Genomic DNA, 18,997 nt, shown 5'->3' with positions numbered 1-18,997 from the left:
CGGTTAGCGTGTCAGCCATGACGGCTACGTCCCCGACGACCGGTCCGGCCTCCGCCGGGCCGGCGTCGGCGCGTCCAGGTCTGCAGCCGACCCACGTGCCCGGCATGCACACGTTCGGCGCGTCCCCGATGCCGCGGCCGAGCCGGTTCTTCCAGGCCGGCTTCGGCTGGCTGCTCGGCGCCGTCTGGCTGTTCTACCTTGGCCAGCCGCTCGACACGATCCTCGACCGCCCCGGCGGCTTCGCCAAGTGGTTAAGCCTGGTGGCGCTGGTCGCGTTCGGGCTCTCGTACGTCCTGGTGTTCCTCTGGACCCGGCGCATGCACCTGGCCCAGCGCCAACCCCCGCTGTGGCAGGGGCTGGCCTGGCTGGGCGCGACCCTGGTGCTGGGGCTGGCGATGATCCCCGGCGCGGGCGGCGACTGGATGGTCGGCCTGGTCTACATCGCGGCGGCCGCGATCATGGTGCTGCCGCCGCGGGTGGCGGTGATCGTCGTGGCGGTGATCGCCGCGCAGCCGTTGGTGCTGCCCTCCTTCGTGCCCTCGTGGCAGCACGAGAACGGGCTGTTCTTCTCGATCGTGCTCGCCGCGTTCGCGATGTTCGGCGTGACCCGGATGATCGACCACAACATGCGGCTCACCGCGGCCAACCGCGAGATCGCCCGGCTCGCCGTCGCCGAGGAGCGGGCCCGGGCCGCCCGCGACCTGCACGACATCCTCGGCCACTCGCTGACCGTGATCACCATCAAGGCGGAGCTGGCCGGGCGGCTCATCCCCGTGGCCCCGGACCGGGCCGAGGCCGAGGTCAACGACATGGAGCGGCTGGCCCGGGAGGCGCTGGCCGACATCCGCCGGACGGTCGGGGCCTACCGCGAGGTCTGCCTCGAGGAGGAGCTGGCCAGCGCCCGGTCGGCCCTCTCCGCGGCCGGCATCTCGGCGCGGCTGCCGTCGTCGGTCGCCGAGGTTCCGGAGCCGCGGGCCACGCTGTTCGGCTGGGCGGTCCGCGAAGGGGTGACCAACGTGGTCCGGCACAGCGGCGCGACCCGCTGCGTGATCACCGTGCGGCCCGACGAGGTGTCGATCGCCGACGACGGCCGCGGGCCGGACGACGCGGGCAGCGGCGGTGGGTCCGGGTTGCGCGGGCTGCGCGAGCGGGCCGAGGCGTGCGGGGCGCAGCTGTCCGTCGGCCGGGCGCCGGGCTCGGGGTTCGTGCTGCGGGTTAGCGTGCCCGCGTGACCGACGCCCCCATTCGCGTGCTGCTCGCCGACGACCAGGCCCTGGTGCGGGGCGCGCTGGCCGCGCTGCTCTCGCTCGAGCCGGACCTCGAGGTCGTGGCCGAGGTCGGGCGGGGCGACGAGGTGGTCGACGCGGCCACGCGGGCCCAGCCGGACGTGGCGTTGCTCGACGTGGAGATGCCGGGCGCCGACGGGATCGCGGCCACGGCCGCGCTGGCGGCGGCGGTGCCGTCGTGCCGGGTGCTGGTGGTGACCACGTTCGGGCGACCCGGCTACCTGCGCCGGGCCATGGAGGCCGGCGCCAGCGGCTTCGTCGTCAAGGACACGCCGGCGCGCCAGCTCGCCGAGGCGGTCCGCCGGGTGCACGCCGGGCTGCGGGTGGTCGACCCGTCGCTGGCCGCGGAGACGCTCGTGGCCGGCCGGAGCCCGCTCACCGCGCGGGAGACCGACGTGCTGCGCGCCGCCCGCGACGGCGGCACGGTGGCCGACCTGGCCGCGGCCGTGCACCTGTCCGAGGGAACGGTGCGCAACCACCTGTCCAACGCGATCGGCAAGACCGGCGCCCGTACGCGCGCCGAAGCGGTCCGGATCGCGGAGCAGCACGGCTGGCTCTGACCGGACGGGCCGATCGGCCATAGCCCGACTTGCATGATCGCGCTATCGTCCCCTGGACGCCACGACGGTGGCATCGACGCCCCCGGTTTCTTGGAGGACGCCCGCCATGTGGGAGGACCTGTTCGTCGGCGCGTGGCACAGCATCGTCTACGGCGCGGTAGGCATCGGCCTGATGGCGGCCGGCTTCATGCTGGTCGACATCCTGACCCCGGGCAAGCTGCGGGACCTGATCTGGATCCAGCGCAACAGCAACGCCGCCCTGCTGCTCTCCGCCAACCAGCTCGGCATCGCGGTGATCGTCTTCACCGCGATCATCACGAGCTACGAGGACTTCGGCAAGGGCCTCGCCTCGACAGTCCTCTTCGGACTGCTCGGCATCGTGCTGATGGGCGTCGCCTTCCTGGTGCTCGACATGCTGACCCCGGGCAAGCTCGGCGAGATCATCTGCGACGAGGCGCCCCACCCGGCGGCCCGCGTGAGCGCGGCCAGCCACTTCGGGGTCGCCCTCATCGTCGCCGCCTGCATCGCCTAGGGCGTCAGCCGGCGGGCCGGTCCCCGGTTGTCGCCAGTGGGCGGTCCGGGGTCACCGGACCGGTGGTGTCGCCCGCGTCGGCGGGCGGCTCGCCTCGCGGGCGGCTCATCGATCGGGCGACCCACCACGCGAACAGGACGGCCAGGAGCAGGAGCACCAGCGGTACGCCCGTCCACAGCAGCAGGCCGCGCCGGCCGTCGGCGCGGGCCGTGGTGACCGCGGCGACCGCGTCGGCGTCGAGCCCTTCCTCGACCGCCCGGATCAGGCGGCCGTGTTCGCGCTGCGCCGCGTCCCAGGTGTCGATCGTGAACGGCGCGGTGGCCAGGTTGCCGGTCGGCGGCATGGCGCCGAGGATCCAGCCCTCGAACGCCGCCGTCGTGCGCAGGCTCGTGCCCGTGACCGTGCGGTCGTAGCGCTCCTGCTCGGCCTCCGTCGCCACCGCCGCGAACGTCTCCACCGACTGCAGCCGGCGCGACTGGGCGGCGATGAACTCCTTCTGCAGGTTGGCGTTGAGCGCGCCGGCGACGTAGGCGTGGAGCACGACCAGCCGGCCCTGCGACACCTGTTCCTTCTCGCGCGCCAGGGCCGCGGCGGCGCGCAGGCGGGACGCCAGCGCATGGTCCGCCACCCGCGCGGCGGCGTCGTCGCGGACCCGCAGCAGGTCGTCGACCAGCGCCGTGTAGGCGCGGGCGACGTCGGTCACCGCCAGCGAGGCACGGCCCACCGCCGAGCGGACCTCGGTCAGCCCGCGCAGCCCCTCGTCGACCCGGGCGAGCCTCGTCACGACGTCGCCGGGCAGGCCGGTCAGCGGACCCCGCCCGGCCGCGTAATCGGTGGCGGCGCGGTCGACCTCGGACCACGCCTGCCGGTAGGCCGCCTGTTGCCGCGAGCGCGCGGTCTGGGCCATGGCGCCCTGCAGCTTGACCGCCGCCGCCCGTTCGTCCTGCAACGACTCCACCAGGTCGCCGCCGGCCCGCACCGCGGTCGCCAGCGCCCCGGCCCGGTCGAGGTCGCGGCCCGTGTCGAGGCCGTCGGCCAGCCGGTTGCCGACCACCACCGCCGTCGCGAGGATCGGCAGGACCAGCACGAGACCGACCTTCAGACGTGTGCCCATGCGGAGAATCAGACCACGTCGATGCGTACGGCGTGACCCCCGTTCAGCCGACCGCGGCCTCGACGGTCAGCCGGCCGGCCGTCGCGTCCACAGTGGCCAGCGCGCCGACCGGCACGCTGAGCTGGCCCGGACCGTGCCCGATGGGCAGGCCGCCGAGCACCGGGACGCCGAGGTCGCCGAGCCGGTCGAGGAGCATCGCGGTCAGGCCGGTGCCCCAGTCGTCGGAGCAGTCGGTGAACTGGCCCAGCGCCACACCGGCCAGCCCGGCCAGCACGCCGGCCCGCCGCAGGTGGGTGAGCATCCGGTCGATCTTGTAGAGCGGCTCCTGCACCTCTTCGACCAGCAGCACCGCCCCGGTCAGGTCGGGCATGTCCGCCGTGCCGATCGAGGCGGCGATGAGGCAGAGGTTGCCGCCGAGCAGGGGGCCGGCGGCGATGCCGGGCACGCGTACGCCCGCCGTGTCCTCGGTCGGCACCGCCTCCACGACGACCGGGTCGGTGCTCATCAGCGCCGACCGCAGCGACTCCGCCGACGCGGCCGGGGTCCGCTCGTCGTTCCAGGCGACGCCCGGACCGTGCACGGCGGCCAGCCGGGCGCCCCGCCAGAGCGCGAACTGCAGCGCCGTGATGTCGGAGAAGCCGGCCACCACCTTGGGGTCGCGGCGGACCGCGGCCATGTCGATCGCGTCGACCACCCGCTGCGCGCCGTAGCCGCCGCGGGTGCAGAGCACGCCCCGGATCTCCGGGTCGCCGAACGCCAGGTTGAGGTCGGCCGCCCGGACCGCGTCGTCGCCGGCCAGATAGTGCGTCCGGGAGTACGCGTTGGGCCCGAGCACCGCCCGCAGCCCCCACGACTCGAGCAGTTCGAGCCCGCGCGCGAGCCGCTCCGCCCGGGTCGGACCGGACGGTGAGACCAGCATCACGGCGTCGCCGGGCCGCAGCGCAGGTGCCTTGATCGCGTGCACGACGAAACCCTAGCGCCCGATAAGGTCGACGCTGTGGCTACCGCACTCGTGATCGAGAACGATCCCACCGACGACCTGCGCCGGCTGGGCGACTGGTTCACCGAGGGCGGCCTCGAACAGCACGTGCTCCGGCCCTACGACGACGACCAGCTGCCCGACGACCTCGCGGGCTACGACGCCTTCGTGGTCATGGGCGGCGAGCAGCGGGCCTATCCCGACGACGACGGCGTCTACGACGGCTGGTGGCTGCCCAAGGTGGAGGGCCTGCTGCGCAAGGCGGTCCGCACCAACCTGCCGACGCTCGGCGTCTGCCTCGGCGCGCAGCTGCTGGCCACCGCGCACGCCGGCACGGTCGAGCGCAGCGCCTCCGGCCCCGAGATCGGGCCGGCGCTGGTCGCCAAGCGCGACGCCGCCGAGGCCGACCCGCTGTTCCGCTGGGTGCCGATCGCGCCCGACGTGCTGCAGTGGCACGAGGACGAGATCACCGAGCTGCCCCGGGGCGCGGTGCTGCTGGCGGCGTCCACCTATTACCCCAACCAGGCGTTCCGGATGGGGGAGCGGGCCTGGGGCCTGCAGTTCCACATCGAGTGCGACGCCGAGATGATCGCCGGCTGGGCGCGCGGCTCGACCCTGCTGGCCGAGCTCGGGCTCGCGGAGGAGGCCGTGGTCGAGGCCTGCGCGTCGGCGCTGCCCGACCTGGAGGACGTCTGGCAGCCGTTCGCGATCCGGTTCGCGTCGCTGGCGCAGGGCGAGCTCGACCTGCCCCGCACCACGCTCCCGCTGCTGGGACGCTGACCCGATGGTCCGGCCGACCCCGCCCGGCTCGAGCCGGTTGGCCCGCTACGGGTTCGGCGACCGGGCGCCGGAGCTGTTGGTCGGCCTCGGGCTCTGGGACGCGGCGACGCAGGAGCCGGCCGGCGACGCCGCCGCCGGGCTGGTCACCGCGCTGTCCCGGGCCGCCGACCCCGACCTCGCCCTGCGCCAGCTGCACCGCGTGGTCGAGGCGCTGGACCGGACGGGCGGCCGGGCCGAGCTCCTCGACGCGCTGCTCGTCGACAACGGGGTGCGCCGGCGGCTCGTGGCCGTGCTCGGCGCCTCGTCCGCGCTCGGCGACCACCTGGTGGCCAACCCGGGGCAGTGGACCGCGCTGCGCGACCAGGACGGCCGCGCGCCCGAGGCGACCGGTGTGCTGGCGCCGGTCGAGGGACCCAATCCGGTGGCCGCGCTCCGGCTCGCGTACCGGCTGGCGCTGTTGAAGATCGCCGCGGCGGACCTGACCGGCGGGCAGGGCCTGGAGCACACGATGGCGGCGCTGTCGGCGCTGGCCGACGGGACGCTCCAGGCGGCCTGTGCGATCGCCGTCGCGGAGTCGGGTGCGCACCCGCGGCTCGGGGTGGTCGCGCTCGGGAAGTGCGGCGGCAACGAGCTCAACTACGTGTCCGACGTCGACGTCATCTTCGTCGCCGCGACCGACGACGACCTGCCCGCCGCCACCGGCATCGCGACCCGGCTGATCGAGATCTGCGGGCTGGTCGCGTGGCCGGTCGACGCGGCGCTGCGACCCGAGGGCAGCCGCGGCCCGCTGGTCCGCACGCTGGCCAGCCACCAGGCCTACTACCAGCGCTGGGCGCGGACGTGGGAGTTCCAGGCGCTGCTCAAGGCCCGGCCGGCCGCCGGCGACACCGCGCTGGCCCAGGAGTGGATCGACACGCTGGCGCCGCTGGTCTGGCACGCCGCGGAACGGCCGGAGGCGGTCGAGGACGTCCGTGCGATGCGCCGGCGGATCGTCGACAACGTGCCGGCCCGTGACGTGGAGCGCGAGATCAAACGGGGGCCGGGCGGGCTGCGCGACATCGAGTTCGCCGTGCAGCTGCTGCAGCTCGTGCACGGGCGGGCCGACGAGACGCTGCGGGTGACGGGCACGATGCCGGCGTTGCGGGCGCTGGTCAGCGGCGGCTACGTGGGGCGGGCCGACGGCGAGGCGCTGCTGCGGGGCTACCGGTTCCTGCGCACGGTCGAGCACCGGCTCCAGTTGCAGGCCCTCCGGCGTACGCACACCGTCCCGGCCGATCCCGCCGGGCTGCGCTGGCTGGCGGCCGCGCTCGGCTACACCGCGGCGCCCGGGCGCGACGCCGTCGAGGCGTTCCGGGCCGACTGGGTAGCGCACGCCAGCGAGGTCCGCCGGCTGCACCAGAAGCTGCTCTACCGGCCGCTGCTCGAGGCCGTCGCCCGGGTGCCGGCCGAGTCGCTGCGACTGACGCCGGAGGCCGCCCGCCGCCAGCTCGAGGTGCTCGGCTTCGCCGACCCGACCGGGGCGCTGCGCCACCTGGAGGCGCTCACCGGCGGGGTCAGCCGCACGGCCGCGATCCAGCGGACGCTGCTGCCGGTGCTGCTGCAGGAGTTCGCCGACGCCGCGGAGCCGGACCGGGGGCTGCTGAGCTATCGCCAGGTGTCCGACACGCTCGGCACGACGCCATGGTATCTGCGGCTGCTGCGCGACGAGGGCCCGGTGGCGCGGCGGCTGGCCCGGGTGCTGGGTCTGTCGCGCTACGCGGCCGACCTGCTCGCCCGCGATCCCGAGGCGCTGCGGCTGCTGGCCGAGGACGCCGAGCTGACACCTCGACCCGGCGACGTGGTGCGGGACGGCTTCGGGGCGGCCGCCGACCGGCACGACGACCCGGTCGCGGCCATCCGGGCCGTACGCGGGCTGCGCCGGCGCGAGCTGTTCCGGATCGCCTGCGCCGACGCCCTCAGCCACGGCTCGCTGGCGCCCTCGCCGGTGCTCGACGTCCGCGGCGTCGGGACCGCACTGTCCGATGTGGCCGATGCGACGCTGGGCGCGGCGCTGCGGGCGGCGGCCCGGGCCTACCCGTTGCCGCCGGGGTTGACGTTCGCCGTCATCGGGATGGGGCGGCTGGGTGGCGAGGAGATGAGCTTCTCGTCCGACGCCGACGTGCTCTTCGTCTACGAGCCGCCGCCGGGCGTGGCCGACGACGCCGCCTCCGCGGCCGCGCACGCGGTGGCCGAGGAGCTGCGCCGGCTGCTCGGGATGCCGGCGCCCGACCCGCCGCTGGGCGTCGACGCCGACCTGCGGCCCGAGGGCCGGCAGGGGCCGCTGGTGCGCAGCCTGGCCGCCTACACGCAGTACTACGCCCGCTGGTCCCGCGTCTGGGAGGCCCAGGCGTTGCTGCGGGCCCGGCCGGTGGCCGGGGACGTGTCCCTCGGCTCGCGCTTCGTCGCGCTCGCGGACCGGGTGCGCTATCCGGCCGAGGGGCTCACCCGCGAGCAGCACGTGGAGATCCGGCGGATCAAGGCGCGGGTGGAGAACGAGCGGCTGCCCCGGGGCGCCGATCCGGCGACGCACGTCAAGCTCGGCCGGGGCGGGCTGGCCGACGTGGAGTGGGCGGCCCAGGTGCTGCAGCTGCGGCACGCGGGGGCGCATCCGTCCTTGCGTACGACCCGGACCGTCGACGCGATCGCGGCCGCCGAGGTGGCCGGGTTGCTCGACGAGGGCGACGCGGCGGCGCTGGCGGCGGGTTGGCAGCAGGCGGCCCGGGTGCGCAACGCGCTGACGCTGGTGCGGGGCAAGCCCGGCGACCAGCTGCCGCGGCACGGGGTGGAGCTGGCCGGGGTGGTCCGGTTGCTCGGGCGCAGTGACGCCGGCGAGTTCCTCGACGACTACCTGCGCACGGCGCGCCGGGCGCGGACGGCGTTGGAGCACGTGCTGGAGGGCTGAGGACCCGCGGCCGCAGTCCCGGTAGCATCGACGGGTGCCGTGGTGGTCGGGTCTCACCAGGGGTGAGAAGTTAGCTGCAGCAACGGTCGCCGCGACAGCCGTCGCAGGCGTGCTGGCGGCGGCCGCGACGGTGTCGGTCCCGTTCATCGAAGATCGGATCAGGTCGTCCGGCCGGACGTCGTCCGCCGTCCCGACGACTGCCCCGCCCGCGCCTCCGCCGACGACCGAGGGCCGGCCCAGCGCTCCGCCGACGACCGAAGGCCAGCCCGCCGGTCCGACGAAGGCGCAGTACATCGCGGCGGCGGACAAGCTGTGTTTCTCCGCCTTCGACGAGGCGGGGGATGTGGTCAAGACCGAGCGGGACCCGTTGCGCCGCTTCGAAGCGATCATCCTCATCCACGACGACCTGCTTCTGCGGTGGAGTCAGCTCGCACCGCCGCACAGCGACGAGGCCGTGGTCGACCGGATAGTCGACCTGCACCAGCAGGGGCGGAACGAGGCCAGGCGGACGGCCGCCGCCTACCGCGGCGGTGATTCGTCGGCATACTCCGCGGCCGAGTCACGCGGTCGCGAAGCTGACGCGGAGGCGAGGGGTCTGTCGAGCGCCTACGGTTTCAAGGTGTGTTCGAAACTGGGCGGCTAGCCGAGGTCCGCCGGGGTGACGGTGAGCTGGTTGTCGCCGAGTGAGCGGTAGCCGCTGCCGCTGATCTCGTACTGGGCCTGATAGGGGTTGAGCAGCGCGGCCGGCGCGTCCGGATACTGAGCGAGGAAAAGGAGATAGGCGACGCCTTCCGTGAACGGGATGCCGCCCTCCTGCTCGTAGACGACGCCGTTGCTCTCGCCACCCATCTGCTGCACCTGGATGATTGGATCGGGTGTTCCCTTGTGGACCTTCGTGACGGTGGCGGCGTAGACGGTGATCACCACGCCCGTCTCCTCCGGCGGCTCGGGCCCGAGGTCGGTCGGGTAGAGCTTGTCGACCCGCGGATCGGCCACCGTCACCTCGACGACCAGATCGGCCTTGTCCCGCAGCTCCGCCACGCTCCGGTAGTAGGGATGGTCACCCTGATAGACCACCCGCCCGGAGAACGGCCGCCCACACGCGCCGCCCGCCAGCGCCGTCACCACCAGCGCGGCGACGAACGCCCGTGCCCGCACACCCATGACAGGTAGACGCCTCAACCGCCGCCACCGTTCCCTGACCGCCCGTCCGCGGGCCCGGCTGCGGCGCCGCCGCGGGTCGCGCCGGCTGAGTCTCCGCCCGGCGTGGGTTCGTCCGCGACCAGACGCGGACCTGGCAGCGGAGCGAAGCGGAGCGGTCCCCGGCGGGAGCGACGGTCGCGCCCCCGACGGACCCGGGACCACCCGGTCCCTCATGCTGTCGCTGTCGCCTTCTCGCTTGGTGCGGTTTCGTCGTCGGGGATCGGCTGGCGGAGGTTGCGGATGGCGGGCAGGGTCAGGAGGAACAGGCCGGAGACGAGCTGCCAGGCGACGCCGACGGACAGGACCGTGGTGATGCTGGTCGCGGTGGCGGCCGGGCCGGCGAGGGCGAGGCCGATCGGGCCCACGGAGAACGAGCCGAAGACCACATAGGAGTTGACGCGGGACATCGCTTCGGCGGGTACGCGTTGTTGGATCGCGGTCATCCACAGGGTGCCGAAGACGGAGCTCACGATGCCGGCGATGAGGGCGCCCGCGCAGACGAGCAGCAACGGGGTGCGGGCGGCGAGGGCGGCCGACGGCGCGGCCCAGAGGATGGTGGCGGCGGTGGCGACGAGCAGCGGGCGGGCGGGTTTCCAGCCGAGCACCACGAAGCCGCCGATGATGGCGCCGGCGCCGTAGGTCGCGCTGATGGCGCCCCACGCCCCGGCGCCGCCGTAGAAGCGGTCGGCGGAGACCGGGCCGAGCACCAGGTAGGGCGCCCAGAGCAGCAGGTTGAACAGGGTGAACTGCAGCGTGATGGTCCACAGCCAGGGCAGCGACGCGAACACCCGCCAGCCTTCGCGCATCTCGCGCAGCATCGTCGTGCGGGTGCCCGGCTCGGGGTCGGGAGTGCGGAGGAGGAGCAGGGTGGCGATGCTCGGCAGGTACGTGATCGCGTCGATCAGCAGCACCGTCGCCGGTGAGGTGAACACGACGAGCGCGCCGGCCAGGGCCGGGCCGGCGACGGTGGCGCCCGACTGGAGCAGGCCGAGGAAGGTGTTGGCCTCGTGGCGTTGCGCGGGGGGTACGAGCTGCGGCACCAGGCCGTCGAAGCTCGGGCGGAAGACGGCCTCGCCCAGGCCGCCGGCGGCCGCGAGGACCAGCAGCACCGTGAGGTCGGGGTCGCCGACGAAGAACAGCACGGCGATGGCGGCCTGGGTGCCGGCGCGGAGCACGTCGGCCCAGATCATCACCAGGCGGCGGGGGAAGCGGTCGCCGAGTACGCCGGCCACCGGCAGGATCGCGACCATGGGGACGATGCGGGCGGCGAGCACGTAGCTGAGCGTGGCGGGGGAGCCGCCGCTCTCCAGGACGGCGAACGCGAGCGCGACCCCGGCCATCATCGTGCCGAGCACCGACGTGGCGTAGCCGCCGACGAAGATGCGGAAATCGCGCAGCCGGAGCACCGCGAAGCGCGCGCCGATGGACTGTCGCATGCGGTCCTCCCGGATCCCTTGAGCCTTGGCGACTCAGATCCTGGGGGACCGGTGTGGGGCGTGTCAACCGTCGGTTGAGTCGGTGCGGCTCAACGTCAGGGTGGTGCGAAGGTTGTCGGCGGCGCTGGCGATGGTGCGGGGCAGGTCGTCCGGTGTGGTCTCGGTCAGGTCGTCCAAAGCGCTGTTGACCAGGGCGAACAGGGCCCCTGGGGGTGCGTCGGCGGCCATGCGGAGGGTGTCGCGGGCCAGGCTCGCGCGGCTGAAGCGGTCAGGCCAGGCGTCGTCGGATTCGATCCTGCGGAGGAGAGTACGGGTGGCGGCGCGGAGGTTGGCGATCGCGGTGCCGTGGGTGGCGTCAACGGATCGTTGACGCTGGCGGGCCGTTCGCGTCGGCGCGACGTCGCGGGTGTGGTCGGCCGGGCTGGTCAGGCGGAGGAAGCGCTGCTCGGCGGCCTGGCGGGTGGCCAGGCCGAGGGCGGTGGCGATGGTCGACCAACTGGCGCCGCCGGCGCGGGCGGACTCGATGAGCGTGCGTTCGGTGGTGTCCAGGCGGTCCCGGATCGCGCGCAGGAGCGGAAGGGCGGCGAGGGCGTGGGCGGGTTCGTCGGAGCGGGCCGCTTCCAGGAGGGTGCCCATGTCGTTCTCCACATCGGATACCACGGATTCGATGATCGGCGATCGAGGGTCGCCTGTCAACGGGCCGTTGACGCTGAGTACCTTACTGCGCTGCGGGCGCTGCTCAGCTGAGGTAAGGCACCCGGGATTAGGGCGGGCGCCGGGTGTGTCGGGGGTACCTGCGCGCGGATGGTCATCGTCGACACCTTTTCCGGTCGGCCGAGGAGCCACGATGATCAACGATCCGTACCTGATCCTGGAACTGCACCGCGCCCGCGTCGAGACGCTCACCGAGGACGTCCGGGCCGGGCGGCTGGCCCGCCTGATCCGGCGCCACGCGTCGCGGGCCGGCGAGACCTCACCGGTCGCCGTCCGCTCGGCGCCCCGCCGCCAGCCGGCCTGAGCGCGAATTCTCGGCGGCGACATGTCGTACCCGCATGGCATTCTCGATGCCGTGACCGTTCGTGCTCGCAGCACCGCGTTCGTCGGCCGTGACGCCGAGATCGCGGCGCTGCGCGAAGCGCTCAAACGGGCCCGCACCGGCGAGCCGGCGATGCTGCTCGTCGGTGGCGAGGCGGGGGTCGGCAAGACCCGGCTGATCGAAGAGTTCGCCAAGCAGGCCGGCGCGGCCCGGTTCCTCACGGGGCAGTGCCTCGAGCTCGGCGAGGAGGGCCTGCCCTACGCGCCGTTCGCCGGCATCGTCCGCGAGCTGGTGCGCACCGACGGCATCGCGGTCCTCGACGGGCACGAGGCGGAGTTCGCCCGGCTGCTTCCCGAGCTGGGCGCCGCCTCGCACGACGCCGCCCGCAGCCTGCTCTTCGACCGCGTCGCGGCGCTGCTGGCCCGGCTGGCCGCCGAGCAGCCGCTGGTCGTCGTGCTCGAAGACCTCCACTGGGCCGACCGGTCGACGCGCGACCTGATCGAGTTCCTGGTGCGGGCCGCCCGCACCGCGCGCGTGCTGATGGTCTGCACCTACCGCACCGACGAGCTCCACCGCGGCCACCCGCTGCGCGCGTTCGTCGCCGAGCTCGACCGCGCCCGCGGCGTCGAGCGGCTCGACCTGGGCCGGCTCGACCGCGACGGCACGGCCGAGATCCTGACCAGCATCTTCGGCGGCGAGCCGGGCCAGCGGGCGATCGACAAGGTGCACCAGCGGGCCCAGGGCAACCCGTTCTTCGTCGAGGAGCTGGCCGCGTCCGGCGACCCGGCCGCCTGCGCCGACATCCCCGAGAGCCTCCGCGACCTGCTGCTGGCGCGGGTCGACCGGCTGCCCGAGTCGGCCCAGCCCGTGCTGCGCATCGCGGCCGCCGGCGGCAACCGGATCGGCCACGAGCTGCTCGCCACGGTCGCCGGCCTGCCCGAGGCCGCGCTCGACGCGGCGCTGCGCACGGCGGTCACCGCGCAGCTGCTGGTGGCCGACTCCGACGGCGGCTACGAGTTCCGCCACGCGCTGGTCCGCGAGGCCGTCCACGACGACCTGCTGCCCGGCGAGCACGCGCGGCTGCACGCCCGCTACGCGGCCGCCATCGAGGCCGACCCGACGCTGGTCGGCTCCGGTCGCGCGCCGGCCGAGATCGCCCACCACTGGTACGCGGCCCACGACCACCCCCGCGCCCTCACCACCTGCCACGCGGCGGCGGTCGCGGCCGGCGAGCGCTACGCCCACGCCGAGCAGGCCCGGCTCCTGGAGCGGGTGCTCGACCTGTGGGAGCAGGTGCCCGACGCCGCCGACCGGCTCGGCATCGACCACCTGACCCTCCTCGAGGAGACGATGGTCGCCACCTACACGGCCGGCGACTACAAGCGGGCGCTGAGCCTCAACCGGGCCGCGCTGCACGCCGTCGACCGGGCGGCCGAGCCGCTGCGGTCCGCCCGCCTCCTGACCCGCCGCGGCAAGCTGCTCGGCACGCTGGGCAAGAGCGACGGCCGGGCCGAGCTGCGGGAGGCGGTGGCGCTCGCCGAGGCCGCGCCCGACGACTCCGCCCGCGCCATGCTCCTGGCCGACATCGCCTACCAGGTCAGCCGGTCCGACCGCGACGAGGGCGCGCGGATCGCCGCCCTGGCCCGCGCCTCGGCCATGTCTCTGGGCGACGAGGGCGCGGCGGTCTACGCGACGCTGACGCTCGGCCGGGCCTGCAGCCGGCTGGACGCGCTCGACGTGGGGCTGCCGGAGCTACGCAAGGCCGAGGCCCGCGCCAGGTCGATGGGCGACATCGAGGGCCTGGTCCACGCGCGGGTCAACATCTCCGACGCGCTGTTCGAGATCGGCGACTACGCCGCCTCCGCGGAAGCGGCCGCCCTCGGCACCAAGGACGCGGGCAAGGTGGGCGTCGACCGCTCCAGCGGCGCGTTCGTCCGCTCCAACCACGCCGAGGCCCTGATGGCGCTGGGCCGCTGGGACGAGGCCGACGCCATCTGCGCGGTCTCGGCCCGCTTCGACCCGCCGGGCCATCTGGGGTTGCACTGGCTGCAGCTGCGGGCCGGGCTGCGGCTGGCGCGAGGTGACGCGTCGGCGCAGGAGCTGGTCTCGCGGGCGCTGGCGTTTCTCGCTCGGCCCTATGTGAGCGCGCAGCATCGGTTGCCGCTGTTGACGCTGAAGATCGAGGCGGCGTTGGCGGGCGGCGATCCGGCCGCGGCGGCTGAGGCGGGCCGTGGGGCGCTGAGGGGTGGCGCTGGGCGGGACGGCGGCGGCGTGACGGGGAGCCCTGTGGGTGGGCGCGGCTCGGCTGTCGCGGCCGGCCAGGTGGTGGGCGGCAGGGGTTCCGTCGACGACGCGGGTCGTGACGACGGCACCGCGTGGGAGGCCGACCTGGTGGCGAACCCGCGCTACACCTGGCCGTTGCTGGCGGCCGCCACACGGGCCGCGGTGGCTGCCGGTGACGAGGCGTTGGGCGTCGCGGTGGGCGGGCTGGCGGGGCGGCTCGAGTGCCAATACCCGGCCGATCGGGCCTTCGCGGCCGAGATCCTCGCCGGCTTGACCGGGGCGGGCTGGGCCGGGTTCGCATTGCTCACGCCGGGGCGATCGGGGCCGGCCGGCGCGGTGCCGGTTCAGGGCCGTCGTGGCCTGAGCGAGTGCGGCGCCGACGGACAGACGGGGGCGGTCGGGTCCGCGACTCCCGACAAGGCGGGTGCGGGTCCGACCGGGTCTGGCGATGGTGCCGCCCGGCCTGGCGATGGTGCCGTCCGGCCTGGCGATGGTGCCGTCCGGCCTGGCGATGGTGCCGTCCGGCCTGGCGATGGTGCCGTCCGGCCTGGCGATGGTGCCGTCCGGCCTGGCGACGGTGCCGTCCGGCCTGGCGATGGTGCCGCCCGGCCTGGCGGCCGGGCCGCCGAGGTCGTGCGTGAGCGGTGGGCGGCGGCGGTCGAGGCGTGGCGGGTCGACGGTCGGCCCTATGCGCTGGCGCGGGCCCTGGTCGGCCTGGCCGAGGCGGCGGCCGCGGCGGGCGACCGGGCGGCGGCGGGGGAGGCGCTCGAAGAGGCCGGCGCGATCGCCGCCGACCTCGACGCGCGGCCGCTGCGGGACGAGGTGGCGCGGTTGGCGCGGCGGGTCGGGCTGCGCGGCGCGGTCGGGGCGGGTCCCGACGTTCTCACCGCGCGGGAGCGCGAGGTGCTCCGCCTGGTAGCGGTCGGCCACAGCAACAGCCGGATCGCCGCAGAGCTCTATCTATCGCCCAAAACGGTCAGTGTGCACGTTTCACGCATCATCGCCAAGCTCGAGGTCACGAATCGGATCGAAGCGGCGGCAGTCGCCCATCGCCTGGGTCTGCTGGGCGCGGACATGATTGCCGGCGGACAGACGACGGCATCCGGACACTAGACTGCGTCGCATGGCCAGGGCAGAAGAGAAGGTGTCGTTCGGCGGGCGCCTCAAGCAGATCGGGATGGTTTTCTCGTTCACCGCCAAACAGGACAAGATGTTCATCCCGTTGGCGGTGGGCGCGGTGCTGATCCCACTGCTCCTGGCCGCCCTGGCGGTCGTACTCGGCTGGGGTCTGATCTTCATCCCCCTCGGCATCCTGGTCGCGCTGCTGGCTTTGCTGATCGTCCTCAACCTGCGCTCCAACCGCGCGATGATGAACGCGGCCGAGGGCCAACCCGGCGCCGCCGCCTCGATCATCGAGAACATGCGCGGTGACTGGCGGGTCCGCCCGGCGGTGAGCTCCACGACCGCGATGGACATGGTCCACCTGGTCGTCGGCAAGCCCGGCGTCATCCTCCTCGCGGAGGGCAACCCGCAGCGCGTCCGCAGCCTGCTCGGCCAGGAGAAGCGCCGCATCGCCAAGGTCATCGGCAGCGCGCCGCTGCACGACTACGTGATCGGCAACGGCGAGAACGAGATCCCGATCCGCAAGCTCCGCATGACGCTGACCAAGCTGCCGCGCGCCCTGAACGGCAAGGACGTCAACTCCCTCGACAAGCGCCTCACGGCGCTGTCGTCGGCCCGCCCCCAGATCCCGAAGGGCGCGATCCCGAAGAACATGCGCCCGCCGAAGGGCGCCTTCCGCCAGACCCGCGGCCGCTGACGCCCCGACGCCTGCCGCGACCTGGCAGGCGCCGCGGTTCTGGCTCGGTCCGCCACGCCGAACGCCCCGCGCCGAGCGCGGGGCGTTTCGCATTCACGACACCGCAGAATCGTGACGCGGGCCCCGGCAGCCCGACGGGGCCCGTGACATGGGCGGAGATCGGGTCGGCTCTGTCTGGCCGTGGCGTAGCCGGGCGGCCGTCACTGACTGCTCGTGCCCGCCACGACCCTCCATGATCAAGTGGGTTGGATCTGGGACGGCCGGCGCTGCTGCCATGATCCTGTGCGGCTGAGCGGGGAAGTCGACGGCGTGTCTCCCAGACCGCGTGCACGTGATCATGACTGCGTTTGCCTGAAGGCCCGTTCCTGTGCACATGATCTTGAAGCGCGTGCTGGCGCGGCTTGGGTCGCGGGGAGCGGCGGTCCGGCCACGGCGGACGGGCAGGCCGCACCCGAGGAGCAGCAGCTTCGCCCGCTCGCCCGCGGTTTCCCGGAGCGGTTGAGACGCTCCGGTTATACCTGGCTTGGCACCGCTCGCTTGGCCCGTGATCGACTTCCCGGACAACAACTACGACGCCCGCCCGGTCTGCGCCACATCGACGGCCGCGCCGGGTCTCACCGACGGCCGGTGGTAGCGCCGCATCGACGGCCGCGCGATTTGCTCGCTGCGGACGGCGCTGAAGGCTGCCGCGTACGGGCTCGCTCGGCGACGGTCGCGCCCACGACGGACCCGAGTCGATTATCTTGATCCAGATCGGGGTTGTGAGTGTCGACACCGTAGTCGACTCTGCGGGTATATGTTCGGGTTTGGCTGGTTCGAACGCCGGCCAAACGGGCATTCCTGGCGGCTCGCGGGTGACGTAACACGGCAGAAACTTTTGCGACACGCTCGGGCAACGGCTCCGCCATACCGTCGCTGCCAGCCTTGCCGAAGACAGACGGCCGAAGACGGGCCGCTTGAGAGCGACGTGCCAGGAGGACGTGTTGTTCGCCAATCCCGAGGAACTCCTGCGATACCTCAAGGACGAGGACGTGAAGTTCGTCGACGTCCGGTTCTGCGACCTGCCCGGCGTGATGCAGCACTTCAACGCCCCGGTCGAGTCCATCGACGACGATATCTTCACCACCGGCCTCGCGTTCGACGGTTCGTCGATCCGTGGTTTCCAGCAGATCCACGAGTCCGACATGCTGCTGCTGCCGGACGTGGCGTCGGCGTTCATCGACCCGTTCCGGGCGCAGAAGACGCTGGCGCTGAACTTCTTCATCCACGACCCGTTCACCCGCGAGCCCTACTCGCGTGACCCGCGCAACGTGGCGAAGAAGGCCGAGGCCTACCTGGCGGCGAGCGGCATCGCCGACACCGCCTACTTCGGACCCGAGGCCGAGTTCTACATCTTCGACTCGATCCGGCACGAGACGAGCGCGCAGCAGGCCTACTACTACATCGACTCGGTCGAGGGCTGGTGGAACACCGGCCGCGACGAGCCGGGTGGCAACCGCGGCTACAAGACCGCCTACAAGGGTGGCTACTTCCCGGTGCCGCCGGTCGACCACTACGCCGACCTGCGCGACCAGATCGTGCGCAACCTGGTCGACAGCGGCTTCACCGTCGAGCGCTCGCACCACGAGGTCGGCACCGCCGGCCAGGCTGAGATCAACTACAAGTTCTCGACGCTGCTGCACGCGGGTGACCAGCTGCAGCTCTTCAAATACATCGTCAAGAACACCGCCTGGAACGCCGGCAAGACCGCCACGTTCATGCCCAAGCCGCTGTTCGGCGACAACGGCTCCGGCATGCACACCCACCAGAGCCTCTGGCTCAACGGCGAGCCGCTGTTCTACGACGAGACCGGGTACGCCGGCCTGTCCGACACGGCCCGCTGGTACATCGGCGGCCTGCTGCACCACGCGCCGTCGCTGCTGGCGTTCACGAACCCGACCGTCAACTCGTACCGCCGGCTCGTGCCCGGCTTCGAGGCCCCGGTCAACCTGGTCTACTCGCAGCGCAACCGCTCCGCCTGCACCCGCATCCCGGTGACGGGCAGCAACGCCAAGGCCAAGCGCGTCGAGTTCCGCGTGCCGGACCCGTCGGCCAACGTCTACCTCGCCTTCTCGGCGATGCTGATGGCCGGCCTCGACGGCATCAAGAGCAAGATCGAGCCGCCGGAGCCGATCGACAAGGACCTCTACGACCTGCCGCCGGAGGAGTTCAGCTCCGTCAAGCAGGTCCCGGGCTCGCTCCCCGAGGTCCTCAACTCGCTCGAGGCCGACCACGACTTCCTGCTCGAGGGCGGCGTCTTCACGCCGGACCTGATCTCGACGTGGATCGACTACAAGCGCGAGAACGAGGTCGACCCGGTCCGCCTGCGCCCGACCCCGCATGAGTTCGCCATGTACTACGACGTCTGATCGTTGTTTCTGCGGAAGGCCCGGCGGCTGTCGCCGGGCCTTTTCGCTGTTCAAGGGCCAGGCGCTGTCCCGGGTTCGTCGGGGGCACGACCGTCGCTCCCGCCGGGGACCGCTCCGCTTCGCTGCGCTGCCAGGTCCGCGTCGGGTCACCCTCACGGCAGTGGACCGTCCTCCCAGCCGTACAGCCAGGCGGTTCTCCCGGGCGGGGGCGGTGGCAGCGCGTCGCGGAGCAGGGCGACGACGGCGTCGGCGACCGCGGCGACCGGTTCGGTGTCGATGTGCGGCGCCCCGCGGAGCAGGTCCGGTCCGACGTCGGCCACGTATCGGCGGGCTTCGCCGATCGCCTCGTCGGCCGGGATCGCGGGCCGCGCCCGGAGCCGCCGGCTCGCCTCCGCCAGCGCCGCGACGAGTCGTTCCCGCTGCGGCTCGGTCAGGCCGACGAGATGGAGGCCCAGCGTTCCCGGCACCTGCACCGGACCCAGGAGCCGGGACTCGAGGTCGGCGTCGTCGAGGAGCCCCAGCAGCTCCACCGCCAACATCACCAGGCTGACGTCGAAGGCCCAGAACCAGCGGTCGTCGTCCCGGATCACCGCAACCGTCTTGCTCAATGCCCGCACTTC

16 protein-coding genes are annotated in these 18,997 nt (G+C 73.5%); 10 read left to right on the top strand and 6 right to left on the bottom strand.

Going from position 1 to position 18,997, the window contains the following annotated elements:
• Window positions 1-17: 17 nt before the first annotated feature.
• The 3 genes from O7635_RS35790 to O7635_RS35780 all read left to right on the top strand — a co-directional run bounded on the left by O7635_RS35790 (window position 18) and on the right by O7635_RS35780 (window position 2,378).
• On the top strand, window positions 18-1,232 hold the full coding sequence (locus tag O7635_RS35790) for a histidine kinase (RefSeq protein ID WP_278084913.1): 1,215 nt from the start codon (window positions 18-20) through the stop codon (window positions 1,230-1,232).
• On the top strand, window positions 1,229-1,846 hold the full coding sequence (locus O7635_RS35785) for a response regulator transcription factor (protein WP_278084912.1): 618 nt from the start codon (window positions 1,229-1,231) through the stop codon (window positions 1,844-1,846). Before O7635_RS35790 ends, O7635_RS35785 begins: the two co-directional genes overlap by 4 nt.
• Before the next feature lie 106 nt (window positions 1,847-1,952).
• Window positions 1,953-2,378 (top strand): DUF350 domain-containing protein, encoded by a 426-nt coding sequence (locus O7635_RS35780; RefSeq protein ID WP_278084911.1) that lies wholly within the window; start codon window positions 1,953-1,955, stop codon window positions 2,376-2,378.
• Window positions 2,379-2,382: 4 nt separating this feature from the next.
• Here the strand turns inward: O7635_RS35780 and O7635_RS35775 are convergent, their stop codons facing one another.
• Together O7635_RS35775 and O7635_RS35770 are read right to left on the bottom strand one after the other, a co-directional pair.
• Entirely contained in the window at window positions 2,383-3,492 is a 1,110-nt protein-coding gene (locus O7635_RS35775) for a nitrate- and nitrite sensing domain-containing protein (protein ID WP_278084910.1), read from the bottom strand.
• A 43-nt stretch (window positions 3,493-3,535) separates the two neighbouring features.
• Window positions 3,536-4,411 carry an LD-carboxypeptidase gene (locus O7635_RS35770; protein ID WP_278085662.1) on the bottom strand — a complete coding sequence of 292 codons (876 nt, stop codon included), beginning with the start codon at window positions 4,409-4,411 and terminating at the stop codon, window positions 3,536-3,538.
• Between the two features lie 78 nt (window positions 4,412-4,489).
• Here O7635_RS35770 and O7635_RS35765 point away from each other — a divergent pair, with 78 nt between their 5' ends.
• The 3 genes from O7635_RS35765 to O7635_RS35755 are packed head-to-tail and all read left to right on the top strand — an operon-like array spanning window position 4,490 to window position 8,835.
• Complete coding sequence (locus O7635_RS35765; RefSeq protein ID WP_278084909.1) at window positions 4,490-5,251, top strand: type 1 glutamine amidotransferase; 762 nt, start codon at window positions 4,490-4,492, stop codon at window positions 5,249-5,251.
• Between the two features lie 4 nt (window positions 5,252-5,255).
• The gene (locus O7635_RS35760) at window positions 5,256-8,192 is read left to right on the top strand and encodes a bifunctional [glutamine synthetase] adenylyltransferase/[glutamine synthetase]-adenylyl-L-tyrosine phosphorylase (protein ID WP_278084908.1); all 2,937 of its coding nucleotides are present in this window, start codon (window positions 5,256-5,258) and stop codon (window positions 8,190-8,192) included.
• 34 nt (window positions 8,193-8,226) lie between these two features.
• A complete protein-coding gene (locus tag O7635_RS35755; RefSeq protein ID WP_278084907.1) occupies window positions 8,227-8,835 on the top strand; it encodes a hypothetical protein in 609 nt (202 codons plus the stop codon).
• On the opposite strand, the gene O7635_RS35750 is transcribed toward O7635_RS35755, so the two are convergent.
• The 3 genes from O7635_RS35750 to O7635_RS35740 all read right to left on the bottom strand — a co-directional run bounded on the left by O7635_RS35750 (window position 8,832) and on the right by O7635_RS35740 (window position 11,467).
• The gene (locus O7635_RS35750; RefSeq protein WP_278084906.1) at window positions 8,832-9,356 is read right to left on the bottom strand and encodes a hypothetical protein; all 525 of its coding nucleotides are present in this window, start codon (window positions 9,354-9,356) and stop codon (window positions 8,832-8,834) included. The two genes, O7635_RS35755 and O7635_RS35750, sit on opposite strands and share 4 nt — an antisense overlap.
• Window positions 9,357-9,565: 209 nt before the next feature.
• Window positions 9,566-10,831, bottom strand: a complete 1,266-nt coding sequence (locus O7635_RS35745) for an MFS transporter (protein ID WP_278084905.1) — start codon at window positions 10,829-10,831, stop codon at window positions 9,566-9,568.
• Window positions 10,832-10,894: 63 nt separating this feature from the next.
• The gene (locus O7635_RS35740; protein WP_278084904.1) at window positions 10,895-11,467 is read right to left on the bottom strand and encodes a hypothetical protein; all 573 of its coding nucleotides are present in this window, start codon (window positions 11,465-11,467) and stop codon (window positions 10,895-10,897) included.
• Between the two features lie 211 nt (window positions 11,468-11,678).
• Here O7635_RS35740 and O7635_RS35735 point away from each other — a divergent pair, with 211 nt between their 5' ends.
• From O7635_RS35735 to glnA, 4 genes are all read left to right on the top strand, one after another.
• Window positions 11,679-11,849: a hypothetical protein gene (locus tag O7635_RS35735; protein ID WP_278084903.1), complete on the top strand. Its 171-nt coding sequence runs from the start codon at window positions 11,679-11,681 to the stop codon at window positions 11,847-11,849.
• A 39-nt stretch (window positions 11,850-11,888) separates the two neighbouring features.
• A complete protein-coding gene (locus tag O7635_RS35730; RefSeq protein WP_278085661.1) occupies window positions 11,889-15,263 on the top strand; it encodes an AAA family ATPase in 3,375 nt (1,124 codons plus the stop codon).
• 10 nt (window positions 15,264-15,273) lie between these two features.
• Complete coding sequence (locus O7635_RS35725) at window positions 15,274-15,969, top strand: DUF4191 domain-containing protein (RefSeq protein WP_278084902.1); 696 nt, start codon at window positions 15,274-15,276, stop codon at window positions 15,967-15,969.
• Window positions 15,970-16,952: 983 nt separating this feature from the next.
• Complete coding sequence (glnA, locus tag O7635_RS35720) at window positions 16,953-18,377, top strand: type I glutamate--ammonia ligase (protein ID WP_278085660.1); 1,425 nt, start codon at window positions 16,953-16,955, stop codon at window positions 18,375-18,377.
• 152 nt (window positions 18,378-18,529) lie between these two features.
• Here the strand turns inward: glnA and O7635_RS35715 are convergent, their stop codons facing one another.
• Window positions 18,530-18,985, bottom strand: a complete 456-nt coding sequence (locus tag O7635_RS35715) for a hypothetical protein (RefSeq protein WP_278084901.1) — start codon at window positions 18,983-18,985, stop codon at window positions 18,530-18,532.
• Window positions 18,986-18,997: the final 12 nt, after the last annotated feature.

Source organism: Asanoa sp. WMMD1127, from assembly GCF_029626225.1.
In the GTDB taxonomy this organism is placed as follows: Bacteria; Actinomycetota; Actinomycetes; order Mycobacteriales; family Micromonosporaceae; genus Asanoa.
This window is presented reverse-complemented; position numbering and strand designations above follow the sequence as displayed.